The sequence below is a fragment of the Marinobacter sp. M3C genome (assembly GCF_023311895.1).
In the GTDB taxonomy this organism is placed as follows: Bacteria; Pseudomonadota; Gammaproteobacteria; order Pseudomonadales; family Oleiphilaceae; genus Marinobacter.
Genome location: NZ_CP092285.1, coordinates 50454 through 68495, shown reverse-complemented (window position 1 = coordinate 68495; position 18042 = coordinate 50454). Strand labels below are relative to the sequence as shown.

Here is an 18042-nt window from a genome sequence, read left to right as displayed (position 1 = left end):
GCCTCAGGCGAACTTCCACCGCAGGGACAGATTTCAAATCTGTCCCTGGTGTTTCACTTGTTCAGAAACAGCTCTCGTCCAATCAACATGCGGCGGATTTCTGAGGTGCCGGCGCCGATTTCGTACAGCTTGGCGTCGCGCAGCAGGCGGCCGGTGGGGTAGTCGTTGACGTAGCCGTTGCCGCCCAGCAGCTGGATCGCATCCAGGGCCAGTTTTGTGGCCATTTCGGCGGAGTAGAGGATTGCACCGGCGGCGTCTTTGCGGGTGGTTTCACCGCGGTCGGCGGATTGGGCGACCATGTAGACGTAAGACTTAGCGGTGTTCATGTAGGTATACATGTCAGCTACTTTGCCTTGTACCAGTTCGAATTCACCGATGGCCTGGCCGAACTGTTTGCGTTCGCGGATGTAGGGCACAACCACGTCCATGGCGGCTTGCATAATGCCCAGCGGGCCACCTGCAAGTACCAGGCGCTCGTAGTCGAGGCCGCTCATCAGCACTCGGGCACCGCCACCGAGTTGGCCAAGGATGTTTTCTTTGGGTACTTTGCAATCTTGAAACACCAGTTCGCAGGTGTTGGAGCCGCGCATGCCCAGTTTGTCGAGTTTCTGGTGGCGGCTGAAGCCAGGTGCATCGCGTTCTACGATGAAGGCGGTGATGCCTTTGGAACCGGCTTTGACGTCAGTTTTGGCGTAAATCACGTAAACGTGGGCATCCGGGCCGTTGGTGATCCACATTTTGTTGCCGTTCAGCACGTAGTGGTCACCGGCGTCTTTGGCGCTCAGTTTCATGGAGATGACGTCGGAACCGGCGTTGGGTTCTGACATGGCCAAAGCGCCTATGTGTTCGCCGCTGAGCAGCTTGGGCAGATAGTGTTGTTTCTGCTCTTCGGTGCCGTTGCTGTGAATCTGGTTCACACACAAGTTGGAGTGAGCGCCGTAAGACAAGCCTACCGATGCGGAGGCGCGGCTGATTTCTTCCATCGCAATTACGTGGGCCAGGTAGCCCATGCCGGAACCGCCGTAGGCTTCGTCGACGGTGATGCCGAGCAGGCCCATGTCGCCAAACTTTTTCCACAAATCCATGGGGAATTCGTTGGACTGATCAATGTCTGCCGCACGCGGTGCAATTTCGCGCGTGGCGAAACCGTTGATTTGTTCGCGCAGCATGTCCAGGGTTTCACCAAGGCCGAAGTTCAGTTCCGAGTATTGCGATTTCATGATGGTCACCGTGTTGTTGGGGCGTCAGCGCTGTGTTGCCGTCTGTTTTTTCATTTGCAGTTCGCTTAATGCTTCGAGGCAGCGGGCCTCGGCGTTTTCCATTTCCATTTCCACAATGGCGATGTCTTCTTTTTGCTGCGCCAGCGCCTGGCGGCGGCGAGTGATGGTTTGCAGCATCAGCAACAGCTGTTTTTCGTTACCGCTGGTGGTTTCATCCCACAGGTCAAACAACTCTTTGGTCTCGGCCAGCGACAGCCCCATGCGCTTACCGCGCAGGATCAGTTTCAGGCGCACCCGGTCTTTGGAGCTAAAGATGCGGGTTTGGCCCCTACGGCTGGGCTTTAGCAAGCCCTGATCTTCGTAAAAGCGAACGCTACGGGTTGTTACATCGAACTCCTGAGCCAGTTCGCTGATGCTGTAGGTTTTCTTTTGAACCATTGAGTATTTCCTTTTTTTGTCAGGTTAGTTAAAGTTTACGTAAACGTAAAGCAATTTGATTGTATTGTTATCCACAGCGACGGGAGTATCCGATGGAATTTCAGAACGTAGCGGCTATTGTAACAGGTGGTGCATCTGGCCTTGGCGAGGGTGCAGCGCGGGCGCTGGCGGCAGCCGGCTGTAAAATAGCGATCTTTGATTTACAGAAAGAACGCGGTGAAGCGGTTGCAAAAGAGTTGGGCGGAATCTTTGTTGAGTGCGACGTCAGTTCCGCCGCAAGTGCTGAAGCGGCATTTGCTAAAGCCCGTGAGGCCCATGGGCTTTGCGGCGTGGTCGTAAACTGTGCAGGCGTGGCTACCGCTGGCAAAATTTTAGGGCGCGAAGGCGTTTTGCCGTTGGAAAATTTCAGCAAGGTGGTGCAAGTTAACCTAATTGGGACCTTTAATATTTTGCGGTTGGCAGCGGCGGATATGGCTCAGCGTGCGCCCAATGCCGACGGTGAACGGGGCGTTATTATCAACACTGCGTCTATCGCGGCTTATGAAGGCCAGGTTGGTCAGGCTGCTTATAGTGCGTCTAAGGGCGGCGTTGTTGCCCTAACGCTGCAGGCCGCCCGTGAGCTGGCGCGTGAGGGTATTCGGGTGAATACCATTGCACCTGGGCTGTTTATGACGCCGATGATTGCCGGCATGCCGCAGGAAGTACAAGACAGCCTGGCGGCAACCTTGGTGTTTCCGAAACGCCTGGGTAAGCCGGAGGAGTTCGGCATGATGGTGGACCAGATGGTGCGTAACCCGGTGTTGAACGGTGAAGTCATCCGTCTTGATAGCGCTTTGCGTATGGCTCCGAGATAAACGGTCTTTCAGCAATTTATCATGAGTAGGAGTCTGTATGACTGCGACTGTCGATCAAGAAGAATTGACGTTATTCCGTGAGTCGGTAATCAAGGCACTGGAAAAAGAAATTAAACCCCACTACGAGCAATGGGAAAAAGACGGCATTGCCCCCCGCAAGCTTTGGAATACTTTAGGTGACGCCGGCATGCTTTGCGTAGACGTGCCCGAGGACTGCGGCGGCTGCGGCGCGCCATTTCAGTATTCGGTGGTGGTGGGCGAGGAATTGGCACGGTTGGGTTTTGGTGCACTGTCCACCAATGTGATGGTGCACTCCGATATTGTCGCGCCTTATCTGAGCCACTTGGGCAACGACGAGCAAAAACAGCAGTGGCTACCAAAAATGGTTTCCGGTGAAACCGTGGGTGCCATCGCCATGACCGAACCCGGCGCCGGCAGTGATTTGCAGGCCATGCGCACCAGTGCCGTAAAAGAGGGCGACGACTACATTCTGAACGGCTCCAAAACGTTCATTACCAATGGCCAGCACGCAGACATGGTGATTGTGGCGGCAAAAACCGATCCCTCCGCCGGTGCCAAGGGCGTCAGCCTGTTTCTGGTGGACACCACGCTGGAGGGTTATGGCGTTGGTCGCAATCTGGACAAGATTGGCCAGCATGCCGGTGATACCTCGGAGCTGTTTTTTGCTGATATGCGGGTGCCTGCGTCGGCGTTATTGGGCGAGGCCGGCAAAGGCTTTGCTTATTTGATGCAGGAACTGCCCCGCGAACGCCTGGTGATTGGCGCGCTGGGTGTGGCAGCGGCCCGCGGTGCTCTGGACCTGACCGTTGCTTACTGTCAGGAGCGGGTGCTGTTCGGCCAGAAGTTGGCTCAGCTGCAGAACACCCGTTTTGAAATGGCCCGCATGGAAACCGAATACCGCATCAATAAGGCTTTTGTAGATCAGTGCATCAACGAATACGTCGCCGGCACTCTGGATGCCGCCACTGCGTCTATGGCCAAATACAGTGCAACCGAAATGCAGTGTCGGGTGACCGATGGTTGCCTGCAGTTGTTTGGCGGTTATGGTTACACCAGTGAATATCCGATTTCACGAGCTTTCGCGGATGCTCGCGTGCAGCGCATTTATGGCGGTACGTCGGAAATTATGAAGGAAATTATTGCACGCTCAATTTTCGGCCGCGCCTGATTAACGATAGCCAATAACAACCAAACCTTTCAATAAAACGGGGACAAACAACGATGACTGACACGTCTAATGATAATTTCGTAGTAATAGCCGGCGCCGCCCGTACACCCATGGGCGGCATGATGGGCTCGCTGAGCAGCGTGCCTTCGCCGCAGTTGGGCGCGGTTGCGATAAAAGCCGCCATAGAGCGTTCCGGCCTGAAACCGGCTGACATTGATGAAGTCATCATGGGTTGCGTATTGCCGGCTGGCCTCGGCCAGGCACCTGCGCGACAGGCTTCCCGCGGCGCTGGCATACCGGACAGCTCTGGCTGCACCACCGTCAATAAAATGTGCGGCTCGGGTATGCAAGCGGTAATGCTCGCCCACGACCAGATCAAAGCCGGTACCAACAATATTATGATTGCCGGTGGTATGGAAAACATGAGCCAGGCGCCGTATCTGCTACCCAAGGCTCGCGGCGGAATGCGCATGGGCCATGGCCAGGTAATGGACAGCATGTTCCTCGACGGCCTGGAAGACGCCTACGAAGGCAGTCTGATGGGCGTTTTTGCACAAAAGAGCGCGGATGACTATAAGATCACCCGTGAGCAAATGGACAACTTTGCCATCGAGTCCCTCAACCGTGCCAACGCCGCTATCGACAATGGCTGGTTCGCGCCCGAAATCTGCTAATGAAGAACTGCAATCAACCAATGAAGAGTTGCAGTCGACCAATGAGGAACTAACTACTTCCAAAGAAGAAATGCAGTCGATGAACGAAGAGTCACAAACCGTCAACGCCGAACTGCCCATTGTCCGTTTTATAGCCGACCACGCTCATGACCATTCCCCCCGAACAGCAAGATCCATGTGCTGGACGCTGCGCGCATTCACTCGTTATTTGGTGTACAGGGGGTATATCGTTGACGATCTCGCCGCCGCTGTTCCCAGTGTGCGGAGCTGGCGATTCGGACCACTGCCTGACTATCTTCCACCTCCCAAGATCCCGCTTGTGCTCGATGGCTGTGACCGGACAACTGCGATTGGGAAACGAGACTATGCAGTGCTACTTTTGCTGGCACGCCTCGGATTGAGGGCCAACGAGGTTGCCACACTGGCGCTGGAAGACATCGACTGGCACTCGGGCCTCCTGACTGTACGGGGCAAGGGCCGTCAACTCGCAGTTATGCCCTTCTTGTCCGAGGTCGGCGTTGCGCTGGCCGATTACCTGCAACACGGACGATGGACTACCGACAATCGCCGGATATTCATCCGTTCACTCGCTCCACACCGAGGATTCACATCATCGAGCAGTATCTCGATGATCGCTGTCTCTGCGCTGGAGCGGGCCGGAGTAGATGTGCCTCGTAAAGGTACCCACATTTTTCGCTACAGCCTTGCAACTCAGCTGTTAGGTGCAGGCGCTTCGTTGACGGAGATTGGCCAGGTTCTTCGGCACCAGAATCACGACACGACGCGTCTTTACGCCAAGGTGGACATCAACGCTCTTCGTAAACTCGGGCTGCCGTGGCCGGGAGGTGTTCAATGAGCACCTTGCGGACAGCGCTGCGAGACTATCTCTCGCTACAACGGGGCCTAGCAGTCTGTCGGGCTTAACCGAACCCCTGTGAGATAATCACGCAGCCCTTGCAACGACCGGATAACGATAATGAGCCGTTTTGTCACTGTTGATCGCGATACTGACTATCTGCTGCCACCCTCAGTATCAGACTGGCTGACTGAGGACCATCTGGCAGGTTTTGTCGTAGAGGTTATTGATCGACTCGATCTGTCGGAACTCACCCGTCAATAGGCAGGGCGAGGATCGAAGGCGCACCACCCGGCGGTCCTGCTCGGTCTGCTGATTTACGGCTACGCTACCGGTGTGTTTTCCAGCAGAAAGATTGAACGCGCTTCCTATGACTCCATTGCTTTTCGCTATATCGCGGCCAACACGCACCCGGATCACGACACCATTGCGACTTTTCGGCGGCGATTCTTACCCCAACTTGAAGACCTGTTTGTCCAGGTGTTGTTGGCGCGCGAGATGAAGCGGGTGAAGCTGGGCCGGATCGCGTTGGATGGCACCAAGATCAAAGCCAACGCCAGCAAGCACAAAGCACGTTCCTATGCCCATGTAAAAAAGATCGAACAGCAACTCAAAGCCGAAGTGAAAGCTCTGACAGCGCAGGCTGAGGAGGCCGACCAAACACCGGTGATCGATGGTATGGATCTGCCTGCTGAGATTGCCCGCCGTGAGGTTCGACTGAAAGCTTTGGATGCCGCAAAACTAAAAATCGAGGAGCGGGCCAAGGAACGCGTTGAACGCGAGCAAGTGGGCTACCAGAGTAAGCAAGAAAAACGACAGGCTCAGCGGGATGCTGGGAAAAAGCCTAAGGGCCCGGAGCCTAAACCACCACAACCCGGCCCGAAGGATAAAGACCAGGTCAATCTGACCGATGAAGAATCGCGCATCATGCCGGTGTCCGGTGGCGGTTTCGAGCAGTGCTACAACGCCCAGGCCAGTGTTGATACGGAAACGATGCGGGTCATGAGTACGCATGTAACCCAGGCCGCAAATGACAAACAGCAAATAGAACCGGCCCTGCATAGCCTGGCTGCTTTGCCTGATAAGCTGGGTAAAGTGACCGACCTGTTGGGGGATACGGGATATTTTAGTGCTAACAATGTAGAGCTCTGTACGCAGGCAAATATCCAGCCCTTACTGGCCGTAGCGCGTGATCACCACCCTTTATCCGTTTTTGAACGATTCGCACCCGATAGCCCCGTGCCTGAGACGGATGAGCCACTGGCGCTCATGGGGCATCGGCTGAAAACCCAGGCAGGCCGAACACTGTACGGGCTGAGAAAACAGACGGTGGAGCCGGTTTTCGGCATCATCAAGCACGTGATGGGCTTCAGACAGTTCTCAATGCGAGGATTGGACAAGGTGAGCGGCGAATGGACACTCGCCACGCTGGCGTGGAATGTGAAACGTATGAATGTACTGAGAATGGTGTGATAAAGAGCCCGTGAGCCGCCTTATGCCGCGTTAACGCGAAGGCAGAGCGGGATTATAAGAGTGGCAGGCCATTCGTGGGCGGAAATCATACTGCGGCAACCCGCCACTGATGGGGTTCTGATAGCCATACGCCTTACTTTATCCTCAAACTATGCCTGTTGAGCGTTAGTCCGACAGGCTGCTAGGCAAATCTTCTTCTGTATCCCCTCTATTGCTAGCGGATACAGAAGGGTCTGCGACGAGGTTGGCATGCTGAGACCTCCACCGCTTACTGAGCCGCCGACTTTACTGATCGACCAGCCCGCCATCCAGATGAGTCCGCATGGTGACTTTTTTCGTCATAGGGGGTCTGATTTCTTCCGCGTCGGGCTTCAGTTCGACCCCGAGGCCGGGGCGGTCATCAACCCTGAGCATGAAGCCTTTCTCCACGATCAGGCGGCCGTCGATAACCGATTGCCCCAAAAGCTCCGGCGTGCTTTCGAAGACCATGTTGTCATAGCCGGTCGGGTATTCCTGAATGTGAACATTCGCACGCGAAAATCCGATCGCTGCACATGCAGCCACGCCGATCGGCGAGATCGGGTTGTGGGGCGCCACCTGGACATCGTTTGCTTCGGCGATTGCAGCGATCTTGAGGCCTGCGGTGATCCCGCCACAAAGGCCCACGGAGACGCGGGCAAACGACATTGCACGACGTTCGATTGCCATCTTGAACTGGTATATATTAAAAAATCGTTCGCCTGTCGCGATCGGCACCGGCGACCGGGCGGCGACATCTGCCATCGCATCGATATTTTCGGGTCGGATCGGGTCCTCGAGCCAGCCCGGCCGATATTCGGCTACGGCATGCGCAAAGGTCACCGCCTCGGCGGGGGTCAGTCGACGATGCATCTCAAGCATGAGGTCCACCTTCGGACCTACGGCCTCCCGGCAGCGGCGCACGGTGTTCAGCCCCATTTCTACGAGACCGGCGTGGCCCAGAAAGTATGGCTGGTCTTCCGGCTCATCGAGGAACGGGTTGAGATGCCCGATTGCGGTAAAACCTTCCTTGGACTTTTCGTGTGCGAAGTCAGCCACTTCGTCGACGGTTTTTGCGTAGACATGCGCGTAGACCCGAAGCTTGTCGCGCACGGCGCCGCCGAGAAGTTCGTAAAGCGGTACATCATAGGACTTGGCTTTGATGTCCCAGAGCGCAATATCGATCGCCGAGATCGCGCCGCCAATTGCTGCGCCGTTGAAGTGCGCGAAGCGGTGCATCATCTGCCAGTGGCGCTCGATGCGGCGGGGGTCCTGGCCGATCAGGTACTCGCAATACTTTTCCAGGGCTGCCTCGGAGGCCTCAAGATGACCCCAGGCGCCACTTTCGCCGAAACCTGTGATCTCATTGTCGGTGGTGATCTCGACAAAGAGGAACTGGCCGACACGGCGCGGCCGGGCGGTGCGTACTTTCATGGGATGTCTCCTATCTGAATCCGAATGTGTAAGGCAGGGACGTGACGAGGTCGGGCACCAGGATCAGGACGCACAGAAAGGTGGCCGTGATTAGCACGTAGGGGATCGCCACCCGAAATAGGGTTCCGATGCGGACGTGCGCTACCTTCTGAAGGGCGTAGAGCACCATGCCGACTGGCGGCGTCAGCAGCCCCAGCGTCAGGCTCATGGCCATCACGATGCCAAAATGGACGAGGTCGATTCCGACTCGCTCTGCGATCGGTAGCAGGATCGGAGTCAAGATAATAATGGCCGGCGTCTGTGCCATGAAGCAGCCGACGACTGCCCAAATCCCGAAGAACAGGAACATAATGACGACCGGAGCGTTGGATATGCTGACGACCAGTTCCGCGAGGGCCTGCGGTAGACCAAGGCGCAGCATGATCACGCCGAAGGCGGATGTCATTGCGATGATGAACATTAAGGTCGCCGTGTCGAGAACGGTACCCTTTAGCTCATCCATCAGTTCCCGCCAGCCGATTTCCCGGTAGACGACCAAGGTTAGGAAGAGAGCGTAGAGCACCGCCACCGCGGCAGCCTCTGTCGGGGTGAAAATCCCTCCATAGATACCGGCGAGTATGATCCCCGGGGTCATCATCGGCAGGAATGCATGTACTGCCTTGCGGCCAAGTTCTTTGGCTGGAGGTAGCGACCCGCGCGGCAGGTTGCGCCTCCGGGCCTCAATCGCGACCCACGCCATGAAGCACATGGCGAGCAGGATACCGGGAACGATTGCGGCGAGAAACAATGTCGCGACCGATTGCTCGGCCTGAACAGCATAAGCGATCAGCACGATCGACGGTGGCAGACAAGGGCCGAGCAGAGACGAGGCGGCAGTCACACCAGCCGAGAAATCCTCTGGGTATTTATTTGAGCGCATCGCTTTCATCTCGACCGCACCGAGGCCCACGACATCGGCGGTCGCCGACCCGGACATGCCGGCAAATATAAAGCTGGCCATGATGTTGGCGTGCCCGAGGCCTCCGCGAAAGGGCTGCGCAAGCGCGGCCACGAAGTCGAACAGGCGCACGGTCACGCCACCACTGTTCATCAGCCGGCCCGCAAAGATGAAGAAGGGGATCGCAAGTAGCAGGAAGTTGTCGATCCGATCGATCGCAAATCTCGCGACCATCTTCGGGACAAGCTCGCCGAACGGATCACCAAAAATGATCCACCCTCCAATGATCGAAGCGAGTCCGGCGGCAATCGCGATCATCAGCCCGGCAAGAATGAGGATGACGACGAAAAGGGTGAGAAGGAGCGGCATTAGGCGTCGATCCCGCTATGTTCGACCGGCAGGTAGACGTCCGGGTCGCGCCAGGTCAGAAGCACCAGCAACGCGAAGAAAGCCAACGAGACACTCTGCACTAAGTACATCGTCCCGATCGGCAGGACCGGCAGGGAGATGAAGGTCATTTTCCACGTCGCCTGGGTTTGCAGATAGGCTCCATAGCAGAAGTAGGAGATGACGAGGAAGGTGATCGCTTTCAGCACGATGATATAGCCATAGGCGATCTTCCGCGGCAGCAGCCGGATGAAGAAATCCACGACGATATGCTCCCCGCGCACATAGGCTGGGGGGAGCGCGGCATACACTGCAGTGACGAGCGCAAGGCGCGATAGCTCTTCCGTCCACGCCAACGGGAATGCCAGCAGGTAGCGAAATGCCACCTGGCAGAAGACGGTCATCAGCATGGTAACGAGTAGAGCCACCGCTATGCAGAGCCACACCGTCTCAACCCGATGGACAAAACGGGCCATCACGCCACCTCTCATTTCGTGGAGCTGACGTTGACCGCGTCGATATCTTCGAGAAGATCGGCGCGGCAGTTGTCGGCGGCATATGCCTCGACAACGGGGCGGGCTGCTTCTCGGAATGCAGCGACGTCGGGCTCCACGAAAGTAGTCTCGCCGCTTTCCTCGATCGCAGCTCGGATTTCCGCATTCTCTTCCTCAACGGCGTCGTAAAGCCAAGCCATTGCCTCGGTGAGAGTTTCGTCGAAGACTTGCCGCTTTTCCTCGTCCAGACCCTCATAGAAGTCGCTGTTCACGAAGACAATGGTGTAGCTCCAGACGTGTTCAGTGAGACTGATGTAGTCCTGCACTTCATGGAAACGGTAGGAGAAGATCGTCGAGAGCGGGTTTTCCTGTGCGTCGAACACGCCTTGGCGCAGTGCGCCATAGACTTCAGAGAGTGCAAGGGGAGCGGGCTGCGCGCCGAAGGCAGAGAACACTTCCGCGCGCAGGTCGTTCGTGACGCGCATCTTCAGGCCCTGCATGTCCGAGGGCTTTTCGACGGCGACGTTCGCCGTCACATTGCGGCTCCCGCGACGACCGACATCGGCGATCTCGATCCCGTAGGACTCTTTCATGGCGGCCGATGCCTGTTCGCCTATTTCGCCGCGCCAGACCGCGAATCCGTGATCTTCGCTCTCGTAGATGTATTCCGCTTCTAGACACTGGTAGTCGGGCGCGGCAAACTGAAGGACGACCGGCGTGCTGAGATTGATATCGATTTCGCCGGAGGAAAGTTGCTGGATCAGCTCCCTGGTGCCGCCAAGCGTGCCGCCCGCGAGGATATTGAGTTCCATCTCTCCTTCAGTGCGTTCCTGTAGAAGCCGGTTCCACTCCTCCATGGCCTGAACCATGACGTCGTTCTGGTGCAGAATCGTCGCCATCGTGATGGTTTGCGCCTCTACTACGCCAGCCGCGAGTATGGCTGCTGCGGACACTGCTGTCAGGCTCAGACGCCTTGATGTCGCACGAATTCCAATGTTGCTGGTCGTCATGATCTTCTCCGTTATTGTATTTGTCGTTCGTTGCGAAGCGGCGCTCAGTTTACTGTCGGCGCAAGCGCCTGTAGTCGGAAGTGCTCCTCCATCCGGTGCCGTGCCTCCACCGCGTCACCGAAGCGTATCGCGTCGAAGATGTGCCAGTGTTGTTGGCTGCGCTCATCTGCGGGGCGGGGCATGAGGCCCGCGCCTTCCCAAGCTGCGCGAAAATATCCATGCGCTTCGCGCTGGAGCGCGGCGAGATAGACGTTGCCGCAGAAGTCTCCAATGATCTGTTCAAACGTGAGGTCGATCGCATGTGCCAGGCGAGTCTTTGACGGCTCCGCGTCTGCTGCTTCGAGGTGTTCAATTAGGGCAGGGACTATCTTCGGATTGCCAGCCCGTGTTGCGGCCTCCACTACTAGATTATCTATTACTCTGGCAAACCTATACATAGGCAACCCCTTGGATATTGTTTTTTTGAAACCTTTCTTAATGAACCAAAACTCAACTATAAAGACAAACAAAAAATTTAATGGGACTGTCCTGTTAAATTGCATAATATCGCTGCTACGATACTGGAAACCACAAGGCTAGGCATGCTTAGCTACGAAACCGAGTTGCAAAAAATCTTGGAACGACCCCTTAAAATTGGCTATGTCCCAATTAGTTGTTGCGGTACTCGACCGGTTGCTTCCAGCAAACAGCATTCGGGAGGTAACCGTTCATTCCACGACGTAGTTGACTTACTTCACGTCACGAAGTGGCCTGAGTAATCCCGGCGAGACCTTGTACTGTTTCCTTTCATCACCGAGCACGATCACACTTTTGCGGTTGATCTTGGTGACGATCCCAAGCACAGGTCCTTCCCGGCCCTCGAAGGTTACTTTCAGGCCGACCCGCAACTGACTCAAGGCTTGCAGGGTTTCGTGCTCTTGCAGTTCATCAATGCGCTGGCAGATGTACTGATTCAGTTCCAGTAACTGATCGATGCTCATGTCTTCAATGCGCATGAACGGTGGCCTCCGGCTGTTTGCTCTGGCGGTCAGGGTGGCGTGGGTCGATCAGTGCGCGTAACGGCGTGTCGGCGAACCGGGTTTTCCAGAGTCGCGGTGTCAGGTCCGCCACCTCGCGGGCCGGGTGTTGGCTGATGCGTTGCAGCACGTCTACCAGGTAGGTGTATGGATGGATGCCATGCAGCTTGCAGGTACTGATCAGGCTCTGGATGATCCCAACATGTTCAGCCCCCAGTTCGGTCCAGCAGAACAGCCAGTTTTTCTCCCCATTGGAATGGGGCGCAAGGCCCGTTCCAGGTGGTTGGTGTCTGGTTGTACGTCCGGATCCTCCAGGAACACCGTCAGGCTCGTTTCCCGGCTGAGCACGTAGTTCAGAGCTTTGGTCAGCGGTTCGCTGGGCAACAGACCACCGCGTTCCAGTTGATCCCGGCACCACTGGAAGAAGTCGCTGACCACCGGCTTTGAGTGGTCCAGCCGGTACTGACGCTTCTTCTCGCCAGTCAGTCCCAGGGCTTTGATGGCATCTTCGGTGCTGTACAGCTTTGCGATCTGTTGCAGGGCTTCGGTGGCCTTCTCCGGATGATCCTTCTGGGCGTCGATAAAATATCTTCGGCTATGCACCCAGCATTGAGCGTGGGTAATGCCTTCTTGGGCCTCGGCATAGCGGGCATAGGCGGCATAACCGTCACTGATCAGGGTGCCACTGAACTGATCGTTCAGAACCTGCTCGATGTGCAGTCGGCCTCGACTGTTCGAGTAGGTAAACACCACTTCATCGGCATCGCCGTACAGCGGCCAGAACCAGCCGGATTTCATCTTGCCTTTTTGCGGGCCTGCCCGGCCCTGGTGGCCGGCCTTGATCGGCGTTTCGTCCATGGCCAGCACCCGGCTGCGCAGCACGTTGTCGGTCTGGGCATCCACAATGGGTCGAAGCAGGTCGATGGCCCGCTTCACCAGATTAGTCAGGGTGCTGCGGCTGACGGTGATACCGGCCTGTTGGATGCGCTGATGCTGGCGATACAGCAGCAGATGGAACTGGAACTTGTCCACCAACAGCCCGGCCAGCAGGCTGACATCGGCCAGGCTGTTGTTCAGCACGTTGAACGGAGCTGGCGTCGTCACAGGTTTTTGGTCAGTGCCCTTACGACGGAACACTGGGCGCTCCAGCTTGAGCACCACATAGCTGGAGGCCCGCTGGGCCAAGCGGTAGGTGGTTTTGGTGCCGATGATGTCGTACTGATCGGCCTCCGGTCCGGTCAATTCGGGTGGCAACTGCTCAATGACTTCCACCGGCACATCCGCCGTAAAGCGCAGGCCGGTGTCGTTCAGACAATCGTCGTCCCGCTGTTTCTTGCCGGTGCCGCGTTGATAGGCCTTAACGGTACGCTTATCTTCCTCGGCAGGCTTCTCCGGCAGTGGTGCTTCACCGGAGGTGAACAGGCTATCCTGTTCTGGAATATCATAGACCTGCTTCTCGGATTTGGGGCCGAACAGTTGCTTCTTGAACCAGTCCAGCTGGTGTTTCAGCTGACGAATCGCGTCAGACTGTGCGCTCAACTGCTCCCGCAGCATTGCCTTCCTCCTCGGCCAGGGCCGAGGAGGAAGGCAATGCAGTTTGAGGGGAAGAAGCCGTTGAATTCATGGCTGATATTATACCAAACACCCACCCCTTATGCCCCTCGAAAACGCTTGAATTGGCGGTATTTTTGCACCTCAATGCCGTCGATCAGCAGCTGTAAATCCGTCTGGGTCAAGGCTCGCTGACCCGCGGCGGAGGACGGCACCCGGAACTGTCCCTGCTCCAGACGCTTGGCCCACAGGCAATAACCGGTGCGGTTAAAATACAACATCTTCATCTGGGTTTTGCGACGATTGACGAAGACGAAATACTGGCCGCTGAGCGGATCGTGTTTGAGTTGATTTCGAACCAGGGCGCTCAGGCCCCGGAACGATTTGCGCATGTCGGTAGGCTCGGTGCACAGCCAGATCCGGGCCTGGCTATCGAGCCCGATCACCCGTTCTGGCTCAGCCGCAGTTCGACGCCGTTGCCGAGGCTCAGCACAATGTTCCAGCCTGGACTGGATGATTGCGACGCGCCCATCAACGATGACAAATCCAAGAAGCTGGCTTCACCGGAATCCGCCGAAGCGGCTATGTTCGGCTTAGCTGTTGATCCTGTACTAAACTATAGGAAGCCCCAGCGATTGTCGGAGGTTTATAATGAAACAGGTCGAATTCAATCAACTCGCTATAGCCATCAACTCGCTCAGTCCCGGTCAACGACACCTGCTCCTGGAACGATTGCAGCATCCCGATGCTATACCTGAAATCATCGAGCACCTGGAACAGCAGCTTCAGTCCGATCTTAAATGCCCTAAGTGCAACCATGATCAAATTCATCGTTGGGGCACTCTCAAAGAGCTACAGCGTTATCGCTGCCGAGCTTGTCACAAAACTTTTACGGCCTTGACGGGTACGCCCCTGGCTCGACTACGGAAACGCGAGCTTTGGATGGAATACGCAGACTCCATGCTTAGCTCGGAAGCACTGCGTAAGGCAGCGGCGCGGTGCCACGTGCATCTATCCACCTCTTTCCGCTGGCGCCACCGCTTCCTTAAACTGGCGGATTACCTTAATACTCCTGTACTTACGGGTATCGTAGAAGCGGATCAAACAATGTTCCGCGAATCATTCAAAGGCCAGCGTAAAATTGCTAAACGGCCTGTTCGCAAACGCGGCAACGACAACAAAAAAGGCGCCAAGTGGGTGCCTGTTCTGGTGGCTCGCGACCGCAGCGCAGGTGAGGCCGACTTTGTTCTCAAGCACTTCACCCTGAAAAATGTCGAGCAGCACCTGCTACCCCTATTAAGCCGAGATATCGTTCTCTGTACAGACGCTCATCTGACCTTTGAAACGTTGACCCGAAAGCACCATCTCGAGCACAAGGTGCTCAATGCCAGCGCTGGCGAAAGAGTCAAAGCGTCAGTCTTCCACATTCAAGGAGTGAACAACTACCATCAGCGGCTCAAGGGCTGGATTCAACGTTTCCACGGTGTCGCCACCGAATATCTACCTCACTATCTTGGCTGGTTCCGATGGTTCGATAAGCATTCATCAAAAATAAATCAACCTTCTGATTTTATGGCGGATTTTGTGAAGGCAGACAGTTTTCAACATTTAATACGAACATAGCCCGCCGAAGCACCAGCCGACTGATCGGGCAGGCGCTTGCGCCAGTTGCAGAAGCTGGCGTAACCAATGCTCTGCTGCTTGCAGAACTGCATGGCCGACAAGCCGCTGTTCTGTTGCTGATCAACCAGGGCCTGCCATTGTTCTGGGGTTCGGTGTTGTCTCATGAGGGTAACCTCGTTCTGGGAAATGTGAGGTTACTGTAGAGAGAAACTCATCTGGGTGGCAGGACGCCCTGGAATGACCGGTTACTTCGGGAGTTAGCTCAGAGTATCGCTCCAGCAAACTACGCCAACCCAAGTAGTTCTTCAGGTATTTGGTCGCCACACCATGGAACCGAATCATCCAGTTTTTCAATCGACTGTCGTACGCATTGACGTTCTGGATATGAAAAGCACCGCGGACACGGGGCCGGCGAGCAGATACAGCCTGGTGCTCGATTCCCGCTTTTTTCGCAAAAGCCCGATAAACCGAGGCCCCGTCAGTACAGAGGCAGGCATCCGCTGCGACCAACGGCTTGAGTGCGCGGCTGACTTCGATGGCATTGAGCTTTGGCAAGATAAAATCTGCGGTTTCCCCGGTCCGATCACGCACCACCAGCACTGGAATTTGGTCGGGCCCCGTTCCGCGAGTTAGGCTGACTCCGCCCCGCTGACGGGCCTTGCGAGAGATTTTCCGCTGGCCTTTGAAGGACGCCAGAAAGAAGGTCTCATCCGCTTCCACGATGCCGGACTCGCGTTGAGCCTGACACCCCGTAACCAGAGCCAAGAAGCAGTGGCGCCACGAGAAGGCCGTGTTCTTGTTGATGTGACACTCAGTAGCAGCCTGGCGCACGGTCTTGCCGTCGATTAACGCCTGAGCGTAACACAACCGGTGCTCACGTTTACGCAGGCGGGCCAGCGGTGTTCCGGTCAACGGATTGCAAGTACGTCTGCATCGGGCGCAACGGTAACGCGGCAGATTGTGGCTTGAGCCCCACGGCCTGAGCTGCGATGCCTGGCAATGCGGACAGCAGGTGGGAGAGTGCTCGACGAGCAGCGTGTCCGCCGCGCCCGTATCGACCTGTTGGAAATAGCTGTGTAGTTGATGCCGCTGGCTGGGTGTCAGCTGGCCTAGTTGCAACATGAGGTAGTGAAAGGCTTTGTCGTTCATGGCATAACCTCCGATGAGGAGATATCTGCTCTAAGTATAGCTGCGCAACAACCAATTGGGACATAGCCTTAAAATTGGCCCACCTACCACTTCGATTTAGGTTGGTCGATAATTCCCACACCTTTTTTCTTTGCGGCCTCGGTGCCGCCTGAACTGCCGATGTCACATGAGCTGTCGATAATCAATTTATTCTGAATAATTAAATCGTTTAACTTGATTGTCTAAATTTCCCTTAAAGACTAGTGTTTGACCGTACTTATGCCGGCTTATCCCGGTGTTGGTCATTAATCCATTTTTTTTTGGTTGGGTTAGAAAATGAATTTGGATCTGCTTCGTGGAGTGAGGGTAATTGAAAGTTCGGCTTTTATAGCGGCACCACTAGCTGGCATGACGTTAGCTCAGTTTGGCGCCGATGTAATTCGAATTGACCAAATTGGAGGTGGGTTGGATTACAAGCGCGAGCCGGTGATGCCAAACGGCAGAAGTTTCTACTGGACAGGCCTAAACAAGTGCAAGCGTTCGCTCGCTGTGGATATTCGGAGGAAAGAAGGTAGGGAATTGATTAGATCTCTTGTCACGGCCCCCGGTGACCAAGGTGGAATTCTGTTGACCAACATCGGCGGTTCCTGGTTATCACATGATTCACTTAGGGAGCTTCGAGCCGATCTAATATCATGCACGATAGAAGGCAACCCAGACGGGACCACTGCGGTGGACTACACCGTAAATTGTGCAACAGGATTTCCTGCATTAACTGGTGATGGTGGCAAAGACAGCCCTGTCAACCATGTTCTTCCTGCCTGGGACATAGCCTGCGCTTATCAGGCGGCCATGGGGATTGTGGCAGCGGTTCTTAAACGGAGAATCAAAGGCGAAGGTTCGGAGCTCCGCGTGGCTCTCTCCGATGTTGCATTTTCAATGCTTTCTCATCTCGGCATGATGACTGAAGTAGAGAAGCTAGAAAAAGATCGGCCTGCCACTGGAAACTACCTTTATGGTGCTTTTGGAAAAGATTTCTTAACTCTAGACGGGCAAAGACTCTACATCGCCGCGGTATCACTGGGTCAATGGAAGAACTTGGTATCCGCGTGCCGGCTAGAAAAGGAAGTAAGTAAACTTGAAAAACGCTGGCACGCAGATTTTTCACTTGAAGCAGACCGTTTTATAGCTCGTGAAGATATAGAAGCAGTAGTGGCTATATGGTGTAAATCAAGATTCTATAAAGAAATCGCGAGTATTTTTGATTCGAATAAAGTTTGTTGGGGTACTTATCGAACTGTCAGAGAAGCATTAACTGAAGATTCTCGCCTCAGTACTAACAACGAAATATTTGAAAATATTGTAACTGAAGGAATCGGCGACCATTTAGTAGCTGGGACTCCTATAAGACTTGCTAATGTAGAGAGAGGTAAAACCAATCCAGCACCCGTTTTGGGGGCGCACACTAACGAAGTTTTAAACGAGGTACTTAACTTCGATGTAAATCATATTGAGAAGCTTCAGCGTGAAGGCATCATTGCAGGATCAGAGTGCGACCCCTACTTTTTTAAATGAAGAACTATTCAGTCGCTCACAGATAATTATAGCTTTGAAGTTTGTGGTCGACGCTTGGATGTCAGAATGGTAGAGCTATGCGGAAGAAAATGCCCACAGTCATCTCGCTACTAAGGTAATGGTAATTCTTCGATAGCTACTTATTTATGAAATTTCAGTTAATTA

At 55.2% G+C, this 18042-nt stretch carries 15 protein-coding genes and 5 pseudogenes; 7 read left to right on the top strand and 13 right to left on the bottom strand.

Features of this window, described 5'->3' with window-relative positions; translation table 11 throughout:
• Positions 1-53: 53 nt before the first annotated feature.
• Both MIH18_RS22770 and MIH18_RS22765 read right to left on the bottom strand, forming a co-directional pair.
• Positions 54-1220: an isovaleryl-CoA dehydrogenase gene (locus MIH18_RS22770; RefSeq protein ID WP_249014791.1), complete on the bottom strand. Its 1167-nt coding sequence runs from the start codon at positions 1218-1220 to the stop codon at positions 54-56.
• A gap of 24 nt (positions 1221-1244) precedes the next feature.
• A complete protein-coding gene (locus MIH18_RS22765) occupies positions 1245-1658 on the bottom strand; it encodes a MerR family DNA-binding transcriptional regulator (RefSeq protein ID WP_249005463.1) in 414 nt (137 codons plus the stop codon).
• Between the two features lie 92 nt (positions 1659-1750).
• Between MIH18_RS22765 and MIH18_RS22760 the strand changes: the two genes are divergently transcribed.
• The 5 genes and pseudogenes from MIH18_RS22760 to MIH18_RS22740 all read left to right on the top strand — a co-directional run bounded on the left by MIH18_RS22760 (position 1751) and on the right by MIH18_RS22740 (position 6704).
• Complete coding sequence (locus MIH18_RS22760) at positions 1751-2512, top strand: SDR family NAD(P)-dependent oxidoreductase (RefSeq protein WP_249005462.1); 762 nt, start codon at positions 1751-1753, stop codon at positions 2510-2512.
• A 37-nt stretch (positions 2513-2549) separates the two neighbouring features.
• Positions 2550-3701, top strand: a complete 1152-nt coding sequence (locus tag MIH18_RS22755; RefSeq protein ID WP_249014790.1) for an acyl-CoA dehydrogenase family protein — start codon at positions 2550-2552, stop codon at positions 3699-3701.
• Positions 3702-3754: 53 nt separating this feature from the next.
• Positions 3755-4369, top strand: a pseudogene (locus tag MIH18_RS22750) (acetyl-CoA C-acetyltransferase); the annotation flags it as partial.
• On the top strand, positions 4269-5231 hold the full coding sequence (locus MIH18_RS22745) for a tyrosine-type recombinase/integrase (protein ID WP_349293816.1): 963 nt from the start codon (positions 4269-4271) through the stop codon (positions 5229-5231). The pseudogene MIH18_RS22750 and the gene MIH18_RS22745, both read left to right, overlap by 101 nt.
• 120 nt (positions 5232-5351) lie before the next feature.
• Positions 5352-6704, top strand: a pseudogene (locus MIH18_RS22740) (IS1182 family transposase).
• Positions 6705-6989: 285 nt separating this feature from the next.
• Here MIH18_RS22740 and MIH18_RS22735 read toward each other — a convergent pair.
• The 9 genes and pseudogenes from MIH18_RS22735 to MIH18_RS24070 all read right to left on the bottom strand — a co-directional run.
• Entirely contained in the window at positions 6990-8156 is a 1167-nt protein-coding gene (locus MIH18_RS22735) for a mandelate racemase/muconate lactonizing enzyme family protein (RefSeq protein ID WP_249014789.1), read from the bottom strand.
• A gap of 10 nt (positions 8157-8166) precedes the next feature.
• Positions 8167-9462 carry a TRAP transporter large permease gene (locus tag MIH18_RS22730; RefSeq protein WP_249014788.1) on the bottom strand — a complete coding sequence of 432 codons (1296 nt, stop codon included), beginning with the start codon at positions 9460-9462 and terminating at the stop codon, positions 8167-8169.
• Positions 9462-9956 carry a TRAP transporter small permease subunit gene (locus MIH18_RS22725; protein WP_249014787.1) on the bottom strand — a complete coding sequence of 165 codons (495 nt, stop codon included), beginning with the start codon at positions 9954-9956 and terminating at the stop codon, positions 9462-9464. Before MIH18_RS22725 ends, MIH18_RS22730 begins: the two co-directional genes overlap by 1 nt.
• An 11-nt stretch (positions 9957-9967) precedes the next feature.
• On the bottom strand, positions 9968-10984 hold the full coding sequence (locus tag MIH18_RS22720) for a TRAP transporter substrate-binding protein (RefSeq protein WP_249014786.1): 1017 nt from the start codon (positions 10982-10984) through the stop codon (positions 9968-9970).
• Between the two features lie 44 nt (positions 10985-11028).
• Entirely contained in the window at positions 11029-11526 is a 498-nt protein-coding gene (locus tag MIH18_RS22715) for an FCD domain-containing protein (RefSeq protein ID WP_249014785.1), read from the bottom strand.
• 186 nt (positions 11527-11712) lie between these two features.
• A complete protein-coding gene (locus MIH18_RS22710; RefSeq protein WP_249014784.1) occupies positions 11713-11979 on the bottom strand; it encodes a hypothetical protein in 267 nt (88 codons plus the stop codon).
• Positions 11969-13554: pseudogene (locus MIH18_RS22705) on the bottom strand (IS66 family transposase). The gene MIH18_RS22710 and the pseudogene MIH18_RS22705 overlap by 11 nt, the downstream one beginning before the upstream one ends.
• A gap of 98 nt (positions 13555-13652) precedes the next feature.
• Positions 13653-13943, bottom strand: coding sequence for an IS66 family insertion sequence element accessory protein TnpB (tnpB, locus tag MIH18_RS22700; RefSeq protein WP_249014783.1), 291 nt, complete (start codon positions 13941-13943; stop codon positions 13653-13655).
• Between the two features lie 50 nt (positions 13944-13993).
• Positions 13994-14146, bottom strand: a pseudogene (locus MIH18_RS24070) (IS66 family insertion sequence element accessory protein TnpB); the annotation flags it as partial.
• Between the two features lie 347 nt (positions 14147-14493).
• On the opposite strand from MIH18_RS24070, the gene MIH18_RS22695 reads away from it, so the two are divergent.
• The gene (locus MIH18_RS22695) at positions 14494-15174 is read left to right on the top strand and encodes an IS1595 family transposase (protein ID WP_249014672.1); all 681 of its coding nucleotides are present in this window, start codon (positions 14494-14496) and stop codon (positions 15172-15174) included.
• On the opposite strand, the gene MIH18_RS22690 is transcribed toward MIH18_RS22695, so the two are convergent.
• The gene (locus MIH18_RS22690) at positions 15153-15338 is read right to left on the bottom strand and encodes a hypothetical protein (RefSeq protein ID WP_249014782.1); all 186 of its coding nucleotides are present in this window, start codon (positions 15336-15338) and stop codon (positions 15153-15155) included. The genes MIH18_RS22695 and MIH18_RS22690 overlap by 22 nt on opposite strands.
• Positions 15339-15441: 103 nt before the next feature.
• Positions 15442-16323 (bottom strand): annotated as a pseudogene (locus MIH18_RS22685) (IS1595 family transposase); the annotation flags it as partial.
• 315 nt (positions 16324-16638) lie between these two features.
• Here MIH18_RS22685 and MIH18_RS22680 point away from each other — a divergent pair.
• Positions 16639-17877 (top strand): CoA transferase, encoded by a 1239-nt coding sequence (locus MIH18_RS22680; RefSeq protein WP_249014781.1) that lies wholly within the window; start codon positions 16639-16641, stop codon positions 17875-17877.
• Positions 17878-18042: the final 165 nt, after the last annotated feature.

Bases quoted from the DNA above. Each gene is read 5' to 3' on its own strand.
- MIH18_RS22770 (WP_249014791.1), bottom strand. From the start codon at position 1,220: ATGAAATCGCAATACTCGGAACTGAACTTCGGCCTTGGTGAAACCCTG.
- MIH18_RS22765 (WP_249005463.1), bottom strand. From the start codon at position 1,658: ATGGTTCAAAAGAAAACCTACAGCATCAGCGAACTGGCTCAGGAGTTC.
- MIH18_RS22760 (WP_249005462.1), top strand. From the start codon at position 1,751: ATGGAATTTCAGAACGTAGCGGCTATTGTAACAGGTGGTGCATCTGGC.
- MIH18_RS22755 (WP_249014790.1), top strand. From the start codon at position 2,550: ATGACTGCGACTGTCGATCAAGAAGAATTGACGTTATTCCGTGAGTCG.
- MIH18_RS22745 (WP_349293816.1), top strand. From the start codon at position 4,269: ATGACTATAAGATCACCCGTGAGCAAATGGACAACTTTGCCATCGAGT.
- MIH18_RS22735 (WP_249014789.1), bottom strand. From the start codon at position 8,156: ATGAAAGTACGCACCGCCCGGCCGCGCCGTGTCGGCCAGTTCCTCTTT.
- MIH18_RS22730 (WP_249014788.1), bottom strand. From the start codon at position 9,462: ATGCCGCTCCTTCTCACCCTTTTCGTCGTCATCCTCATTCTTGCCGGG.
- MIH18_RS22725 (WP_249014787.1), bottom strand. From the start codon at position 9,956: ATGGCCCGTTTTGTCCATCGGGTTGAGACGGTGTGGCTCTGCATAGCG.
- MIH18_RS22720 (WP_249014786.1), bottom strand. From the start codon at position 10,984: ATGACGACCAGCAACATTGGAATTCGTGCGACATCAAGGCGTCTGAGC.
- MIH18_RS22715 (WP_249014785.1), bottom strand. From the start codon at position 11,526: ATGCAATTTAACAGGACAGTCCCATTAAATTTTTTGTTTGTCTTTATA.
- MIH18_RS22710 (WP_249014784.1), bottom strand. From the start codon at position 11,979: ATGCGCATTGAAGACATGAGCATCGATCAGTTACTGGAACTGAATCAG.
- tnpB (WP_249014783.1), bottom strand. From the start codon at position 13,943: ATGCGCAAATCGTTCCGGGGCCTGAGCGCCCTGGTTCGAAATCAACTC.
- MIH18_RS22695 (WP_249014672.1), top strand. From the start codon at position 14,494: ATGGAATACGCAGACTCCATGCTTAGCTCGGAAGCACTGCGTAAGGCA.
- MIH18_RS22690 (WP_249014782.1), bottom strand. From the start codon at position 15,338: ATGAGACAACACCGAACCCCAGAACAATGGCAGGCCCTGGTTGATCAG.
- MIH18_RS22680 (WP_249014781.1), top strand. From the start codon at position 16,639: ATGAATTTGGATCTGCTTCGTGGAGTGAGGGTAATTGAAAGTTCGGCT.